This window comes from Lunatimonas lonarensis, assembly GCF_000390185.1.
Taxonomy (GTDB): domain Bacteria; phylum Bacteroidota; class Bacteroidia; order Cytophagales; family Cyclobacteriaceae; genus Lunatimonas; species Lunatimonas lonarensis.
In genome coordinates this window covers 1-17,440 of the sequence record NZ_AQHR01000088.1, presented here as the reverse complement: position 1 = coordinate 17,440, position 17,440 = coordinate 1, and the positions used below count along the sequence as shown (strand labels likewise).

The 17,440-nt window shown below is 47.6% G+C and carries 14 protein-coding genes; 9 read left to right on the top strand and 5 right to left on the bottom strand.

Annotated elements, in window-relative coordinates:
• Nucleotides 1-57 precede the first annotated feature (57 nt).
• Entirely contained in the window at nucleotides 58-885 is an 828-nt protein-coding gene (locus ADIS_RS14420; protein ID WP_051113328.1) for a PorV/PorQ family protein, read from the top strand.
• Nucleotides 882-2,993, top strand: coding sequence for a ComEA family DNA-binding protein (locus tag ADIS_RS14415; protein ID WP_010855315.1), 2,112 nt, complete (start codon nucleotides 882-884; stop codon nucleotides 2,991-2,993). The genes ADIS_RS14420 and ADIS_RS14415 overlap by 4 nt, the downstream gene beginning before the upstream one ends.
• Before the next feature lie 23 nt (nucleotides 2,994-3,016).
• Here ADIS_RS14415 and mscL read toward each other — a convergent pair whose 3' ends face one another.
• Nucleotides 3,017-3,445: a large-conductance mechanosensitive channel protein MscL gene (gene mscL / locus ADIS_RS14410; RefSeq protein WP_010855314.1), complete on the bottom strand. Its 429-nt coding sequence runs from the start codon at nucleotides 3,443-3,445 to the stop codon at nucleotides 3,017-3,019.
• 111 nt (nucleotides 3,446-3,556) lie between these two features.
• On the opposite strand from mscL, the gene ADIS_RS14405 reads away from it, so the two are divergent.
• From ADIS_RS14405 to ADIS_RS14380, 6 genes are all read left to right on the top strand, one after another.
• A complete protein-coding gene (locus tag ADIS_RS14405) occupies nucleotides 3,557-5,638 on the top strand; it encodes a S9 family peptidase (protein ID WP_238325443.1) in 2,082 nt (693 codons plus the stop codon).
• Between the two features lie 200 nt (nucleotides 5,639-5,838).
• Entirely contained in the window at nucleotides 5,839-7,272 is a 1,434-nt protein-coding gene (locus ADIS_RS14400) for a circularly permuted type 2 ATP-grasp protein (RefSeq protein ID WP_010855312.1), read from the top strand.
• Between the two features lie 11 nt (nucleotides 7,273-7,283).
• The gene (locus ADIS_RS14395; RefSeq protein ID WP_010855311.1) at nucleotides 7,284-8,264 is read left to right on the top strand and encodes an alpha-E domain-containing protein; all 981 of its coding nucleotides are present in this window, start codon (nucleotides 7,284-7,286) and stop codon (nucleotides 8,262-8,264) included.
• Complete coding sequence (locus ADIS_RS14390; protein ID WP_010855310.1) at nucleotides 8,261-9,001, top strand: proteasome-type protease; 741 nt, start codon at nucleotides 8,261-8,263, stop codon at nucleotides 8,999-9,001. The genes ADIS_RS14395 and ADIS_RS14390 overlap by 4 nt, the downstream gene beginning before the upstream one ends.
• A 12-nt stretch (nucleotides 9,002-9,013) precedes the next feature.
• Entirely contained in the window at nucleotides 9,014-9,886 is an 873-nt protein-coding gene (locus tag ADIS_RS14385; protein ID WP_035806196.1) for a transglutaminase family protein, read from the top strand.
• Nucleotides 9,887-9,938: 52 nt separating this feature from the next.
• Nucleotides 9,939-11,195, top strand: a complete 1,257-nt coding sequence (locus ADIS_RS14380) for a metallophosphoesterase (RefSeq protein ID WP_010855308.1) — start codon at nucleotides 9,939-9,941, stop codon at nucleotides 11,193-11,195.
• A 94-nt stretch (nucleotides 11,196-11,289) separates the two neighbouring features.
• Here the strand turns inward: ADIS_RS14380 and ADIS_RS14375 are convergent, their stop codons facing one another.
• Nucleotides 11,290-11,736 (bottom strand): hypothetical protein, encoded by a 447-nt coding sequence (locus ADIS_RS14375; protein WP_035806193.1) that lies wholly within the window; start codon nucleotides 11,734-11,736, stop codon nucleotides 11,290-11,292.
• A gap of 224 nt (nucleotides 11,737-11,960) precedes the next feature.
• Between ADIS_RS14375 and mog the strand changes: the two genes are divergently transcribed.
• Complete coding sequence (gene mog / locus ADIS_RS14365) at nucleotides 11,961-12,488, top strand: molybdopterin adenylyltransferase (protein WP_010855305.1); 528 nt, start codon at nucleotides 11,961-11,963, stop codon at nucleotides 12,486-12,488.
• Nucleotides 12,489-12,492: 4 nt separating this feature from the next.
• On the opposite strand, the gene ADIS_RS14360 is transcribed toward mog, so the two are convergent.
• The 3 genes from ADIS_RS14360 to ADIS_RS14350 all read right to left on the bottom strand — a co-directional run bounded on the left by ADIS_RS14360 (nucleotide 12,493) and on the right by ADIS_RS14350 (nucleotide 15,501).
• Complete coding sequence (locus tag ADIS_RS14360) at nucleotides 12,493-13,293, bottom strand: MOSC domain-containing protein (protein ID WP_010855304.1); 801 nt, start codon at nucleotides 13,291-13,293, stop codon at nucleotides 12,493-12,495.
• A gap of 106 nt (nucleotides 13,294-13,399) precedes the next feature.
• Nucleotides 13,400-14,374 carry a polysaccharide deacetylase family protein gene (locus tag ADIS_RS14355; protein ID WP_010855303.1) on the bottom strand — a complete coding sequence of 325 codons (975 nt, stop codon included), beginning with the start codon at nucleotides 14,372-14,374 and terminating at the stop codon, nucleotides 13,400-13,402.
• Between the two features lie 29 nt (nucleotides 14,375-14,403).
• Entirely contained in the window at nucleotides 14,404-15,501 is a 1,098-nt protein-coding gene (locus tag ADIS_RS14350) for a hypothetical protein (protein ID WP_010855302.1), read from the bottom strand.
• Nucleotides 15,502-17,440: the final 1,939 nt, after the last annotated feature.

Genomic DNA, 17,440 nt, shown 5'->3' with positions numbered 1-17,440 from the left:
ATATATTTTTGTATTATATTTCTTGGGTGTTTTCTTTTTTGATCAAACTTCATTTTTATGGGAAGTTTAAGGCTACTGACGCATTGTTTTCTTTGGGCTATACCTTTGGCCGGATACGCGCAAAATGGCACGGAGGTGCTTCCCTCGGGTGCCAGAAGCCAAGGTATGGGTAATTCCCACGTCACGCTATTGGATGCTTGGTCAGTTTTTAATAACGCAGGGGCAATGGCTCAAGTGGAAGAATCCCAGGTTTTTGTGGCATACGATCACCGGATGGGCCTAGATGAACTTACCACGCTTGGAGCTGGTGGGGTCTGGAAAACGGATGCGGGAGCTTGGGGTGTGGGTGTGGGCACCTATGGGGGAGAACACTTTAACCAACAAACCCTAGGATTGGCATATTCGAATAAATTAGGTATCGCCAGCTTGGGTCTGAAAGTCAACTATTTTCAGACCAACATTGAGGGATTTGGGCGGGGCGGCGCACCCTTGGTGGAATTTGGAGGGGTTGCCGAACTTGGCCCTCAGGTACTTTTTGGGGCGCACATCTATAATTTGACCAGGGCCCGTATGGGGCGTATCAGTGAAGAGTTTCTGCCCACCGTGATCAGGGCTGGGATCTCCTTTCGCGCCTCGGAGTTTTTGCTGGTCAGTGTGGAAGTGGAGAAGGAGATTTATTTGGATCCACTGGTGAAGATAGGTTTGGAGTACGCTGTGCAGCAAAAAATTGATCTGCGGACCGGAGTGCATCCTCAGGCGGGACAGTTGTTTTTTGGGATCGGTTTTCGTCCACGAAGGTATCGCATAGACTATGCCATGGCACAACATCCGCAGCTGGGTTTTACCCATCATTTTTCCATCAACCTACTTTGGGCTGAACGATGAGCAGCCGTCAAGCCAAGGTGGTTTTATTTATCCTGCTTTTTTTGCAGTCTGCACCTCATTTTGCCCGGCAGCGTTCGAAGCCCGATATAGATATGGAGGCTTTTATTGAAGAATTGTTTGCGATGCAAAAGGACGACGTAGACTACGAAGACCTTTACGAGAATCTCCTGCAATTATACCTGAACCCCATTTCACTCAACAATACGCACGCGGAAGAGCTTAGCTCCCTCTACATATTAACTCCCCTTCAGGTTAACCGTTTTTTGGAATACAGGGAAACGGTAGGCCCTCTGATTTCCATTTATGAGTTGCAGGCAATACCAGATTGGGATTTGGCTACCATTCATAGAATCCTGCCATTTGTAACCCTACGGCAGAATGGGCTGACCCGACCTAACAGCCTTTGGCAGCGGATCCGTAGTGAGAGGGACGGTTATTTGATATTCAGGCATCGAAGGGTGTGGGAAACGAGAAGGGGTTTTACACCTCCGGACACATTGAGCGGGGGAAGGTTGTCTACCAGGTACCTAGGTGATCCGAACGACCTGTACCTTCGTTTTCGGGTACAGCATGCAAAGGATTTCAGCGTTGGTTTTACCGCTGATAAGGATGCGGGAGAGCCATTCGTTTGGGATAGACCGACCAATCGATACGGATTCAACTTTCTTTCCTACCACGCTACTCTTTATCAGCGGGGCAGGTGGAAAGCCATAACACTGGGTGACTTTCAGCTTCAGTTTGGTCAGGGACTGGTGTTCGGTGCTGGATTTGGCGTGGGTAAGGGGGCCGAAACAATTACAACTACCCGCAGGAGCTCGTTGGGCATTCGCCCCTATACCTCCGCACTTGAATTTGGGTTTTTTAGGGGCGGGGCAGCGACTTATCAGACTGGATTATGGGAGTGGACCTTGCTCTACGGCGATACACCGCGCGATGCCAGGCTCCAATTTTCGACCGACAGCCTCGATACAGGAAGTTCCCACTTTTCGTCCCTCCTGCGTAGCGGGCTTCATCGCACCCCATCCGAAATTGCGGCCAAAGCCCAGGGCAGGGAGCGTAATGTCGGGGGCAATATTCAGTATCGTAGTCTGGATAGAAATTTTCAATGGGGCCTAAATGCCCTGTATACGACGTATAGCCAACCTTTTCTCCCTGCCGCACGCATATACAATGCCTTTGATTTTAGGGGTCGTCAAAATCATGTGCATAGCACCTATTTTTCATATAACTACCGGAACTATTTCTTTTTTGGAGAAGGGGCTGTTTCCAGGAGTGGGGGAACCGGATCGGTGGCGGGTCTTATGGCGAGCCTAAGCCGAAATATGGATGCCTCATTGTTGTGGAGGCGGTATGATCGGCATTTTCACAGCTTTTATGCCAATGCGTTTGCCGAGGGGTCTCGGCCCACCAATGAATCCGGCATGTACATAGGCTTTCAGTACAGGCCCGGGTATAAGTGGACATGGTCATTTTACCATGACAGCTTTAGGTTTCCATGGATGCGTTTTCGGGTTTATGCACCTTCGAGCGGAAATGAGTGGCTTAGCCGATTAAGTTACAGGCCTGACAGACGCACGCACCTGTTCATACAATGGAGAGAGGAAGTGAAAGATAGAAACTTGATTTCGGCAGATCAGGATGCAAACCACTATCGGCTGATGCCTGCTTCCAAACGTAACGGGGTGATTAGTTTGGATAGACGCTTCAGCAATGTATGGACGATGAAATCCAGGGTGCAGTTCAGTGACTTTGATTTTGGGGGCAAAAAAACCACGGGATTTGCCCTGATGCAAGATGTGGAGGGCACTTGGGATAGCTTTCGCCTTAGTGGAAGGTTTGCACTTTTTGATACCGACGATTTTGACAATAGGCAGTATGTCTACGAAAAGAATGTGCTGTGGGCTTTTTCTGCACCAAACTATTTCGGACAGGGCATGCGATATTATCTTTTAGGGCAATGGAAAATCAGCCGGCAATTCACTGTATGGGCAAGATGGGCAAGAACGGCCTACACCGATAGAGAACGTATCGGTACAGGCCTTCAGGAAATCAGTGGTAATACGCTGTCCGAAACCACCCTTCAGCTTAGATACCAATTTAACCGTTAGAAGGGTTAATTCAGGCTTTGTTATCACCCAGTCTTGTTGGTTTTTAGTAGATCCCTTATCTCCTCCAATAGGACTTCGGTTTTGTTGACGGTGGGAGTTGGGGGTGTTTGGGCTTTTTCTTCCTTGCGTTTTAGCTGGTTGATCAGCTTAACAATCATAAAGATAGCGAAGGCCACAATCGCAAAATCTATAATGACCTGAACAAATGCACCATAACCCATCGTAACGGCGGCGATTGCCTGTCCGTCTTCCCCAATGCCCGCTTCTTTGAGCGTGATAGCCAGATCGGAAAAGTCTACGCCGCCGACCAAAAGCCCTATGGGGGGCATGATGATGTCATTTACCAGAGAGGTCACTATCTTACCGAAGGCTCCTCCAATCACAACCGCAACCGCCAGATCCACTACATTGCCTCGGACGGCAAAGTCTCTAAATTCTTTTAATAGGCTCATAAAATTTAAATTTGATTGTTAATGCCACGAACAATTTTAGTTGGTAAACAATATAGTGAAAACAGGCTTTTATACTGCGAGATTGGAAGAAAAATTAATTTCTTTGTGGGAATGAAGACAAACCAATTAAGGGCAATGCTAAAGAACAACCACCTAGTACCTCCCGTCGCACCGAAGCGGGTCAAGCAACTGGAAGCGCATGGACACATACGCGTTGATGAGTATTACTGGATGAACGATCGGGATAATCCGGAAGTCATTGATTACCTCAATGCAGAAAATCATTATCTAAAGTCGGTGATGGAGCCCACAGAGGCACTCCAGGAACAGTTATTTCAGGAAATGAAAGGGCGCATCAAAGAGGACGATGAATCCGTTCCCTACTATAAAAATGGTTATTATTATTTTAACCGCTACGAGAAGGACAAGGAGTATCCCATCTATTGCCGGAAAAAAGAGCATTTAAATGCCCGAGAGGAGGTAATGCTAGACGTGAACGAGCTGGCCGGAGACGCTGCCTATTTTCAGGTGGGTAGTCTCGGGGTATCCCAAGATCAGCGACTGCTTTGCTATTCCTTTGATGCGGTTGGTAGAAGGATCTATAATCTGGCCATTAAAAACTTGGTAGATGGCTCCATGCTACCCGATGAAATCGAGGCTGTAACCGGGAATTTCTGCTGGGCCAACGACAATCGTACGTTATTCTACGCAAAGCAGGATCCGGAGACACTCAGGTCTTACCGTATTTACAGGCATGCCCTAGGTACCCCACAGGAGGCCGATGAGTTGCTATATGAAGAAACGGATGACACATTCACCTGCCACGTGCGTAAGTCCAAGTCCCAGCAGTTTCTCTTTATTGTATCTCAGAGTACCGTGTCCACCGAGTATAGGGTGCTTCCGGCGGACTCACCCAGTGAAGACTGGAGGTTGATACAACCTAGGGAACGGGATCTGGAGTATGAGGTAGAACACGCAGAGGATCATTTCTATGTGTTGACCAATGCGTTTGGTGCAAAGAATTTTCAGGTGATGCGGGCACCGGTAGCTACCTGTGGCAAAGAGTTTTGGCAGGAGTTCATACCCCATAGGGAACATGTCCTCTTAGAGGGTATGGAGGTATTTAAAAATCACCTGGTCTTGGAAGAACGTTTTTATGGACTGGGCAGGCTTCAGGTGCGTTCGTGGGATGGTATAAGTAAGCATTACATCAAAATGGATGAACCGGTCTACACGGTCTGGATCGCTCAGAATGCCGAGTTTTACACCCATATACTTCGATTTGGCTATAATTCGCTTTGTACGCCCAGCTCCATATATGATTACGATATGGATAGCCAATCGAGAGAATTGATGAAGCAACAGGAGGTAGTAGGGGGCTACGATGCAAGTGCTTATCGTTCCGAGCGCTGCTGGGCTTTGGCATCGGATGGTACGGAAATCCCTATTTCCTTGGTTTACAGTAAGCGTCTTTTCAACAAAAACGGAACCAATCCATTGCTCCTGTATGCGTATGGATCGTATGGCTACAGCATGGATCCTACCTTTAGTAGCAGCCGGCTTAGTTTGCTGGACAGAGGGTTTGTATATGCGATCGCCCATATACGAGGAGGTCAGGAGATGGGCAGATATTGGTACGAAGATGGGAAAATGCTGAAAAAGAAAAATACGTTTACGGATTTCATCGCCTGTACGGAGTTCTTGAAACGGGAAAAATACAGTGCGTCGGACCGTATGTTTGCTATGGGAGGAAGCGCAGGAGGACTTTTGATGGGGGCGGTGATCAATGCACGTCCAGATTTGTTTAAAGGAGTGGTGGCGGCGGTGCCCTTCGTGGACGTCGTGACGACCATGTTGGATGAAAGCATTCCATTGACAACGGGTGAATTTGATGAATGGGGGAATCCAAAGGATAAGAAGTACTATGACTACATGCTATCCTACTCACCTTATGATAACGTAGGCCGTAAAGCGTACCCCAATCTGTTGGTTACGTCGGGTCTGCACGATAGTCAGGTACAGTACTGGGAACCAACCAAGTGGGTAGCAAAGCTTCGAGATCACAAGGTGGGCGACGGCCTTCTCCTTCTATATACCAACATGGTGGCAGGACACGGAGGTGCCTCGGGGCGGTTCAAAGCCTTGAAGGAATTGGCGATGGAGTATGCGTTTATAGTCGGTTTGGTAGAATAAAGACGTGAGCGCGCGGTTGGTTTTTTGATAATATTTTACTAAGTTGTCCAAGTCTTACTACCCGTTTGGACGAAAGCGTAAAAAACCCAAAAGACCTGCCCCCAAGAGGCATCCGGGGAAGGGCCAACAATTCATGCAGGCACTGCATTAGTTTTTCCCGTGGGCTTCTTGGTAACCATTACCAACCAAAACGTGATCTTATGAAGTTCAACTATGCCTATTCCCCCGATTTTTACGATGAAATGTACTTTCCCGATGGCACGCCAAGACAACAGGGTGCCGCATTCAACGATTTGCTGACTACCACGCCCCAAAAAAAGCTTTCCCGCCTTCAATTTTCGGCGGATAAGGCCCAGATGGCGATGGGAATGACCTTTAACGTGTATCATGACAAGCAAGGCGTGGAAAAAATCCTGCATCTGGACATTATTCCACGGATCATTTCCGCCAAAGAGTGGAATCATTTGGACCGTGGTCTCAAACAGCGCATAGAGGCACTGAATCTTTTTTTGCAGGATATTTACAATGACGGAAAGATCATCAAAGACGGTGTGGTTCCTGATGACCTGATATATGGGAGCAAGGATTTTCTGGAAGCCTGCAGGGGATTGACCCCTCCCAAAGGGATTTGGTGCCACATCACGGGTACCGATTTGGTGCGTGATCACCACGGTGATTATTACATATTGGAAGACAACCTCCGCTGTCCTTCGGGTGTTTCCTACATGTTGGAGAGCCGTGAGATTATTAAGCGGGCTTTTCCGGGGCTCTTTAATAAGCTTGGTGTCCGGCCTGTTTCGGATTATTCGGCCAAGCTTCTTTCCATGCTTCAGCACCTTTCCGACAAGGCCAAGCCTGTGATCGGTGTTCTCACCCCCGGTATCTACAACTCAGCCTATTTCGAGCATTCCTACCTGGCGCAGCAGATGGGGGTGGAGTTGGTATCGGGGATGGATCTGACCGTAAAGGACAAGAAAGTGTACATGCGTACCACCAAGGGGCTACAGCAGATAGATGTGATCTACCGAAGGATCGACGATGTCTTTTTGGATCCGTTGGCGTTTAATCCGGATTCCTTGCTGGGTGTCCCAGGACTATTTGAGGCGTATAAGGCCGGAAGTATTGCACTTGCCAACGCCCCGGGTACGGGAGTGGCAGATGATAAGGCCGTATATGCCTATGTGCCAAGAATCATCAAATACTACTTGGGCGAAGATCCGATTTTGAACAATGTACCTACCTACCTCTGCAGGGAAGAGCAGGATCGGAAGTATGTGTTGGAAAACATCGCTGATTTGGTGGTGAAGGAGACGAATGCAGCAGGTGGTTATGGCATGCTGATCGGTCCCAAAGCTACTAAGGAAGAACACGAAAAATTCAAACAGCTGATTTCTGCCAACCCCAAAAATTACATCGCCCAGCCTACTCTTTCGCTTTCTACCGTACCTACAATTATCGATAACAAAACTATCGAGCCAAGACACGTGGATTTGAGGCCCTACATACTTTATGGTCGCGAGATTCAGGTGATACCCGGTGCGCTTACCCGAGTTGCGTTGAAAAAGGGCTCCCTCGTCGTCAATAGTTCCCAGGGGGGCGGCAGTAAAGATACCTGGGTATTGTTCAATGACTAAACCACTTCAACATGTTAAGTAGAGTAGCAAATTCGATTTATTGGCTGGGAAGGTACCTGGAAAGAGCTGAAAACTATGCCCGGTTTATAGATGTCAATTTTAACCTTATGCTTGACCTCCCAGGCGATTTGGAGGAGCAATGGGAGCCATTGGTAATGGCTACCGGCGATGATGCCCTCTTTCGTTCCAAGCATGCGGCCTTTACAAAAAAGGAGGTGATCCACTTTTTGGCATTCGATACTGACAATCCTAACTCACTGATATCTTCCGTGACCTTTGCCCGCGAAAACGCCCGGATCATTCGTGAAAACCTCACCAAGGAAACGTGGGAAAAACTTAACGAAACCTATCATTTTGTAAAAAGGGGGGCAGACAAGAAAGAATGGATGAAGGAAGACCCGAGAGGCTTCTTTGAAAATGTTAAGTGTCAGATTCTGCTCCTGTATGGACTGGCAGATAATACGGTGGCACGAACCGAGGGTTGGTATTTCCGGCAGCTGGGTCAGTTCCTTGAGCGGGCCGACAAGACAGCGCGGATCTTGGACGTAAAATACCACATTTTGTTGCCGTCTACGGATGAAGTAGGGACGCCGTTGGATTTTCTCCACTGGATGGCACTCCTCAAGTCCGTTACTGCCTTTAATACGTACAGGAGGCTCTACGGGAATATAGATCCTGCCGGTGTGGTCGAGTTTTTGGTGCTGAACAAGTATTTTCCCAGGTCAGTCTTTTACTGCCTCAAGGAGGCAGAGTCATGCCTGAAGAAAATAACGGGCTCCAACGGGTCGGGATACACCAACAGCTCCGAAAAGGCAATAGGGGAGTTGCGTTCCAAGTTGGAATACGATGATGTGGCCGAAATCATCCAAGGAGGCCTCCATGAATACCTTGAGCATCTCCTTATCAAAACAAATTTCATTTCGGATAGGATCAATGAGAATTTCTTTCAAATAAAGGATACCTTTGCGAATCAAATAAGTGTGCAAGGATGACATTTTGTATTGGAGTCAAAACCCGCTACGGGATCGTAGGACTGGCGGATACGCGGATTACATCGGGAAGTGATACCACCACGTCCAAAAAGCTGTATACCGTCAACCGTAAAAGACATTCCTTTTTTATCATGACCTCGGGTCTTCGGTCGGTTCGCGACAAGGCAATCACCTATTTTGCGGAGTTGATTGAAAAGGAAGACGATACCTACGACAAGATGTATAAAGCTGTCAATGGATTTGCGGATCAGGTAAAGCGGGTGGCCAAGGAGGACAAAGCTTCACTGGCCGAGTCAGGTTTGGCTTTCAACCTGTATTCGATTATAGGCGGGCAGCTGGAGGAAGACAAGGAACCCAAGCTTTTTATGCTTTACCCGGAGGGCAACTGGATCGAGATTCGGCAAGGTACCCCATTTGTCATTATTGGCAATACGGGATTTGGCAATCCGGTGCTGCGTCGATCCCTCCGATTTGATGAGCCATTGGACTTTGCCCTTAAGAGTGCATTTTTGGCCTTTGATGCAACCCGGATTTCTGCCAACGACGTGGATTATCCCATAGATACGGTCATCCTGGAAAACAACAGCTACAATATCATCGAAAACCGGTTTGAGCAGCATGAGTTGAGCCATATCTCCGAGTATTGGAACAACTGCCTCAAAGAAGCGATCAACAATCTGCCGTCTGATGGATTGGCGAAAGCCTTCTCCCATGCGGAAATCGAGGATTCTGAATAGTCACGGAGGCACATGAAGATTAGGATACACCATGAAACCTTATACACGTATAGTTCAAAGGTGTTCCTGAACCCGCACCAGTTGTTGCTGAAGCCCCTTCAACGAGACTATTTGCGTATTTTGGAATACAGGCTGGATGTAGCCCCTGAGCCTTCGGGCATCAGTGAGCGGTTCAGCTTGGAAGGTAATCCCTATTTTCAGGTTTGGTTTGGCGAATCCTCCGCCGAGTTGAGGGTAATGCTTCATGCCCACGTTGAGAGCAGACCGTTTAATCCCTATGCCTTTGTGATAGATTCCGGTTTTTTGGAGTCGGTTGATGTTGCAAGGGAAAAGCCGTTCACATACCATTCTGAAGAAACCCCACTTTTGGCCCCCTTTCTTGCAGGAGGCGAGCATTCCGAGTTAACTAGCTTTGTCAGAGATCATATGACTTCGGGAGATCCCATACTTTTCCTGACCTCCCTAAACGCTTCGTTATATGCCGAATGGGAGCATATGATCCGCCTTGAGGAGAATGTATGGGAACCGGTGTATACATTTCACAAGAAGCAAGCGTCTTGCAGGGATTTGGCATGGATGATGATGATTATGCTTAGGAATGCCGGCATTGCATCCAGATTTGTAAGTGGCTATGCTTTTAACCCGGATCTGGACGAGGGGCATGAACTACATGCATGGGTGGAGGCCTATCTGCCCGGTGCTGGCTGGATTGGATTGGATCCAAGCCTGGGACTATTGGCCGATCACCACTACATACCCCTGGCGACCGGACACCATCCATCCCGAACATTGCCCGTACACGGGACAGTCGGGGGGGATCGGATAGTGAAGGCAACGCTAAGCAGCCGGGTAGAGTTGATGCAAACCGACATTAATCAGGGATAAGTAAAACCTTTTCGGTTTTATTTCGATTATTTAACAGCACAAACTCCTACGAATGAACAATCTTGGTCCGATTATTTTTATCACTACTGTCTTTCTCTTTAGTTGTTTTTTGAATTGGTATACCTTTCAAGGGTTTAAGGCACTCTTTCAGGGTTGGGATCATACACGTGGAAAACTACTTGTATTTGCCGCCTATTGGCTTGTGATGGTGGGCATTACCTTGTGGATTCTGTTTACCTTTTTCCGGATTTCTAGAGAAGGAGAGATAAGCCGGGACTCCCAGCAGGTGTTAAACCTGTTTCTAACGGTTACTGTCACGCAGATTACCGTTATCCTGTTCTTGTTTGCTGAAGATATCGTACGGGTATTGGCTAGCGGATGGAATTATTTCTGGGGCGAAGCGCAGGGCACAGGTGGTTATCTGCCGGACAGAAGAAAATTTGTTAGCCAATTGGCCTTTGCGACGGCTGCCATCCCCTTTGCGGGATTTGTGTATGGGATCGTCCGGGGCAAATATAATTTCCGCGTCATACGTCAAACCGTTTATTTCAAGGACTTGCCCGATGCCTTTGACGGATTTACCATTACGCAGCTTTCAGATATCCACGCCGGAAGCTTTACCGACCGGGATGCGGTGCAGCGGGGGATAGACCTCGCTGCAAAGCAGCAATCGGATCTATTTGTGTTCACCGGTGACTTGGTTAACCACAAGGCGGATGAAATCAGTCCCTTTGCAAAGGGGTTTGCCAAGATAAGGGCTCCCTTTGGCCAGTTCTCCATCTTGGGCAATCACGACTATGGTGACTACGTCTCCTGGCCCAGCAAGGAAGAGAAGGAGCAAAACTTTCGACGGCTCAAGGAGTTGCATGCAGAAATGGGATACAGGCTATTATTGGACGAAAGCGTGCTGTTGGAAAAAGATGGGCAGCGTATCCGCTTGTTGGGTGTGGAAAATTGGGGAGTAGGCTTTCACGCGAAGGGAGATTTGGAAAAAGCACTGCTAGAGGCCGATCCGGCAGAGTTCAAAATACTTCTTTCCCATGACCCATCCCATTGGGATGAGGAAGTAAAAAACCATCCCAAGCAGGTACATTTAACGCTTAGCGGCCATACCCATGGTATGCAGTTTGGGATAGAAACTCCCTTGATACGCTGGAGTCCTGCTCAATTTCGGTACCCGAATTGGGCCGGTATCGCGGAGCATAATGGCAAATACCTTTATGTCAATCGGGGATTCGGGTTTCATGCTTTTTCCGGTAGGGTAGGTATCTGGCCTGAAATCACCGTGTTGGAGCTGCGCAAAGCCTAGCTTTTTTTGCGTTTGGATCACGCATCCAATTTGAAGATTTCAGGCCGATATCTATCCGTTTTTCGCGGTATGCCGCAGACTCCCAAGTAAACTACTATCGCGAAAAAAACAGACGAGTGATAAAAATCCCCTGACCATCGTCCGGACCGGCATTGCTTTCCACTCCACTGGTTACAAAGGTCAACTTCCACCCGTCCGAGAGCATGGTGTTTATTTTGGAGGTAATAATCGCGTCATTGGAAGCAATATTTTGGAAGTTGATCCCGGTGGCACTGAAAAAGTTTAACAGCTTCGTCTCTTCAATTTCATCGATCCGTAGGTCCGAACGGCTGATCTCCCGCTGATTGCTCCTTCTACCGTCGGTTCTTTCCGTAGTGAACTCTTGATAATCGGTAGTGGCATTGTTATCAACTATCCTAGATCTACCCAAGCCCATCGGAACGATGGATTCAACTACGGTTACAATTTTGAACTCCTGCTGCGCATGGATGGATGCTGTAAATAGTAAAAATAAGGCAAACAATAACTTGGTCTTTTTCATTTTTTAAAAGGTTTATATTGAAGATGAATGGTTTTATAACGGAGTTTGTGGTAAAAAGGTTCGGGTTAACGAGGCTTATTCCGTCGGGTTTTTCGTTGAAAATCCAGGGTACTGGATACCTTCGTTTTTTAAACCATAAATCAATTAACAAAGGTAGAATTGCAGAGCCAAAGGCTTTTGATGTCCGAAAAATTTCCTTTCTTTGAAGATCAATTTCGGTCACGATGAGCATAAAAATAGGCATCATAACCTCCTCCGATCGGGCGGCAGCCAACGTATACGAAGATATTTCAGGTAAGGAAATCATCCGGACACTTACGGAATACCTCCTTTCTCCGTGGGAACCGGTCTATCGGGTGGTGCCCGACGAGCAGGATCGGTTGGAAGAAACCCTCATCGAACTTTGCGATCGGGAGGGCTGCTGCCTCGTGGTAACCACCGGTGGTACGGGGCCGGCACTTCGCGATGTCACTCCCGAAGCCACCGAGGCGGTCTGCCAAAAAATGATGCCTGGATTCGGCGAACTGATGCGGCAGGTAAGCCTTCAATACGTTCCTACCGCCATCCTTTCCCGGCAGACGGCCGGCATCCGAAACCAAAGCCTGATTGTCAACCTTCCAGGGAAACCGTCCGCCATACGGCAATGCTTGGATGCGGTCTTTCCGGCCATACCCTACTGCATTGACCTCATAGAGGGCCCTTATTTGGAGGCAAATCCAGCGGTAATCAAGGTTTTTCGCCCCAAGAAATAATCCTTTACGAGGCTGAGGGAATCAGCGCATCGCCAACGTGCAGGCTGGAACCTCCCAATAGCAGCATATTCTGCCCAAACAAGACTTTCCCCCCTACATTTCTGTAGCCGGCCAATGTGCGGAGAGGCTCTTTGCCCTTTTTTGCTGTGGCCTGGTCTACCGTGGTCAGTACACACCGGGCACAGGGTTTGGTAATTTTAAAAACAGCATCCCCTATTCGTAGGGTTTTCCAGCCGTCGTCCTCATAAGGAATCCCCCCTGAAAACACCAAGTTGGGTCTAAATCGGTTCATCGGAACGGGGTTTTCAAGACGGGCATTCAGATCATCAAGGGATGCCTGTCCGATTAGTAGATAAGGCATGGCATCCGCATAGCTCACCGTTTCCCCTTTTACGGCGTATTTGGGATCGATTTTTCGCTGGATATTTTCCGGCATCATTACCAACTCACAAGGCATTCGCAATATTTCAGAAAACCACCTGCCCGCTGTTTTCGACACCACCTGACCTGCTACCAGGTCCTCCCAGATTGACACAGGGATCATCCGATTCGTTTCCGGGGTGAATGGAACCAGTATAGACTGTCTCTTGTCCATCTTGTGGGTAATTCGTAGCCCCTCGGGCAGCACGCTTACCCCCAAAAGTGCCATTTGCGGATGGGTACGCTGAGAAAGAAAGCAGCCCTGCGCATCTACGAGCATCCATCTTCGGTCGTACTGGATTCCTCGTTCTTCTAGTTTGGCAGATGCCAAGCGGATACCACCCAATGACTTGATCGGATAGATGTAAATGTCCTGTAGCTTCATAAAAGGACTAGTTTGTGGAATTTTAAGGGAATATCATTTTGATTTGGTTGCAACGGGGAGATAACATCTAGCAGGTGAGTTTGATTTAGTCGGAGCAATATATTCATTATACGCTATATACGATAGCCCCTAAATCTGCCATGTTGATAGATTGCATGCCGGTTTTTTCATGCAGCTGTTGGTAATGGGAGAGGACTTGTCTTACCTCAGCGAGGGAAGATTCCAGGTGATGGCCGTGATTGTGGGGGTGCCACCACATATGATATACCTCACCTTCGGCTGCCGCCAGATTCATTTCCTGAAAGATGCGTTTTAACTTGAGGCGATTGACCCAAAGAGCTTTGGATTGGAAAGGGCGAAAGAAACGGGAGGCGGGGACTTGCACCGGCAAGGGAGGTTTAGGTACATGGAGCATCGCGCGTGGGTACGAGGTTTTGTTACTCAGAGGAAGTATTGAGTCACCTGTACGGAACAGGCGTTTGGAGAATTCGTGATCTTGTGGGTTTTGCCAGTACCAATCGTAGGGATTTGTGCGCACCATGGAAAATCCTTCTTCTCCGGAAATTCTCAGTACTTCGTCATTATATTGATTTCTGGGAAAAACCAGGGAGCGCATGTCCATGCCCAGTTTTTCCTTTGCTATCCGTCTGGCTGCTTGTAAGTCGGCACGGAAACTGGCTTCGCAGGCACCAGCTGCCCCGGTATAGTAATGGGCGTGGGTATGGCAGCCAATTTCCTGTCCCGGATAGCTGTGTATGCATTTAGCCAAATCAGGGGCGAAGAGAATGCTGTCGGGCACTTCGTGTTTCTCGTACCAACGGTAGGCCGAATAACCCTCGGATTTGAACAGAGGCGGTACATCGGGCTGATAGATCCGCCATTCCTCACGGTCGTTTGCCAGTAGCATGCCTACCGTAGCCCAAGTAGCTGAAATGCCAAACTCGGCAAAAAGATCCAATAAACGCGGAACAGCCTCTCTTGCCCGTTCATAGTAGCCCAGCCTACCAAGGTAGGAAGTCTTGTCGAAGCGGCCCCAGTGCAGCTCAAAATCAAGGGATATGACGAAAAATGACTGGCTCACTACGATGGGTTGAATAGTAAGTGACAAAGCTAATTACCGCCAAAAATAACTTTCTTTTTGATAAGAGCGGTATAGGGAAGCCATAATAGCCCGAAAAACGGTAGTAAAATGCTTTTCATGCGCGTGATGATGCCCAGGTTGTTCAGCGTGACACTGTATAAGAGCAACATTGCGATGCCAAGGATGAGCCCCTGCAAGACAAAGTGTGGAGGGTTTAGCAAGGTCCTTTTCCATACCCCTGTGCCTAATGCGGTTAGGGAAAGTAGCAACAAGAAACTGTTCTCCAAGGCTGCAGCCCATCGCCATATCCCTACGCTCTCCCCCAGGTGTGGGCGAAAAAGTACCGTCCAAAGCCGCACAGGCCACGTGTACTCGTGCATGGGGATATAACTTCCCGCCTGAAATCCTGCCAGAAATTCCAGTTGGCTGTTGAAAAAATCGTAAATGGCAGCGAGGCTCCAAGCAGATAGGTGGGTTTGGCGAAGTAAAATGTAAAGCAAAAACGCCCCCCCCACCGCAGAGAGGGCGATAACTGGCCATCGAAAAGGACTATTCAGGATTTTCCGGTCTTGGAGTTGATAGACTGTGGTGATCAAAATGAGCACTGCCCCGTGGATCGGACGTGTCATACCGGTCAAAAACAGGCCTAATAGGAGCCAGTGGCCATTTTTCCAAAGGTTGGTGTTTCCTTTGAGTACCCATATCGTTCCCAGCCACAAGACGGCTTCTTTTCCTACGCCTGCGGTCCAGAAATGGGCACTTGGTATAAAAAGGGCAAGAACCCATGCATTTTTCAGAAGGCTTCCCTTTTCCCACCCCCAGTGGGTAAGTCCCAGGCGAAGCAACTCCACAAAGCCGAGAAAACCTACCAGACTAAAGAGTAAATTTCCAGTGAGATAGGAAAGTCCCATAACCCGAGCTGGAACGTAGGTTAGCCATTGCATGAAAAAATTACCGTACTCAAAATAGTCCATCCAGCCCAGTGCCGGACGGTAATTGGTGATAGAAAGTTGCCAGTACGCAATCGAATCCCCACCATGAGTAAGCAGGTAATGGTGAAATAACACCGTAAAGAGGAGGTGGTAGAGAAGAAGTAATACAACTAGACGGACGGCAGTACCCGGCATGAAGTCTTTTTTGGGATATGGAAGTTAAGTGATTTTTTTCGTCTCTCTGTCATGGGTTCGGTGCCAGAGTCCAAAGAAAATGCTTTTTTCGCCCCACTGAAATTATTTTTCAGTGAGGAGGCCGTACTTTGGGGAGTTGAACAAACGCTGTTTCCGATGAAACTAAGAGGCGACCTTATCTATCGGGCTACGGCCTTGGTTATAGCTATTGTGTTTTTGATCCTGCCTTTCGATATTATCAACGGGGGGGATTGGTATGGATTTTTTCCTTCAGCGATGTTGGCAATTTTACTGTTTCACATACCGTATTTTTACTATGGGGTAACCCATTTAACCCGCAGAGATAGTTGGCCACTGATTCCATTAGCCGGGATAAGTACCTACTACTTTTTTCTAAATGGTATGTGGGTAGGTTTTTTTTATCTCTCTGCAGTGTGTTTTATTGTATTTTGGGTGCGGTATACCATTAGTGGATCTCTACAATTTGATTACGGCGAAGGCCACAGCCCATTTACCTTGTATAATGCAGTCCGTAGCGTTTCGCTAGATGTTACAGTTTTTGGGTTAGCCATTTTCAATTTCTTTCTGATGTGGTATCTCCGTGAGCCGCCGTTGTTTAATGTAATTAAATGATATATGCTTCGCGATATAGGTGGATATATGCCTGCGGCGATATATTGGGTTACGTTTTGGGGGATAGAATTGCTTCGGAATCGTGGTTTTGGAAAGGATGTGGGATCGTAATTTTTGCGAATCTCACATCTTAGGTCTAACGTCTAACGTCTCAGATATAAGCCTTCGGCGATACTGAAATGATATATGCTTCGCGATATAAGTGGATATAAGCCTTCGGCGATATATTTGGTTGCGATTGGGAGGATAGTTTTGCTCCGGATTCGTGGTTTTGGAAAGGATGTAGGATCTTAATTTTTGTGAATCTCACATCTTAGGTCTAACGTCTAACGTCTCAGATATAAGCCTTCGGCGATACTGAAATGATATATGCTGCGCGATATAAGTGGATATAAGCCTTCGGCGATATATTTGGTTGCGATTGGGAGGATAGTTTTGCTCCGGATTCGTGGTTTTGGAAAGGATGTAGGATCTTAATTTTTGCGAATCTCACATCTTATGTCTAACGTCTAACGTCTCAGATATATGCCTGCGCCGATATTAAAATGATATATGCTTTGCGATATTCGTTGATATACGCCTGCGGCGATATATTTGGTTGCGTTTGGGAGGATAGTTTTGCTCCGGATTCGTGGTTTTGGAAAGGATGTGGGATCGTAATTTTTGCGATGTCACATCTTATGTCTAACGTCTAACGTTTCAGATTTAAGCCTTCGGCGATATATTGGGTTGTGGTTATAAGGTTAGTATCTGTAAGTATGCAACCCGTTGGCGTAGGAGCATCTATAGTCGGCGTAGTATTTCTAACCTATACTACCGGTCCGCTTTGGGCGGTTGCCGGTGGATGGAGCTTATGGGTAGCAACAACAGCCGCAGCTGTGTACGGATGTGGAAATACATTGGGTTCACGTTAAAGATCAGAGATGTTTCGGACTTTGTTATTTGTTTATTTCTTTGGCTGTCTTGCTGCCAGTATTTACGCCTTCTTGGCTCCGGGTACCGATGTATCCATACTAACCCGTATATCGTTGGTAATGTTTACGGCACTGGCGGGATGGTTACTTTATTGGAATGGCCGGAAATCTCAGTTTAAGAAATAGATTTTCCGATGGCCGGGATTTATACAAAGTGATATGAAATGATATATGCTTCGCGATATAGGTGGATATATGCCTTCGGCGATATATTGGGTTAGGTTTGGGAGGATAGTTTTGCTTCGGGTTCATGGTTTTGGAAAGGATGTGGTATCGTAAATTTCGCGCATCTCACATCTTATGTCTAACGTCTAATGTCTCCTATCTTCAAA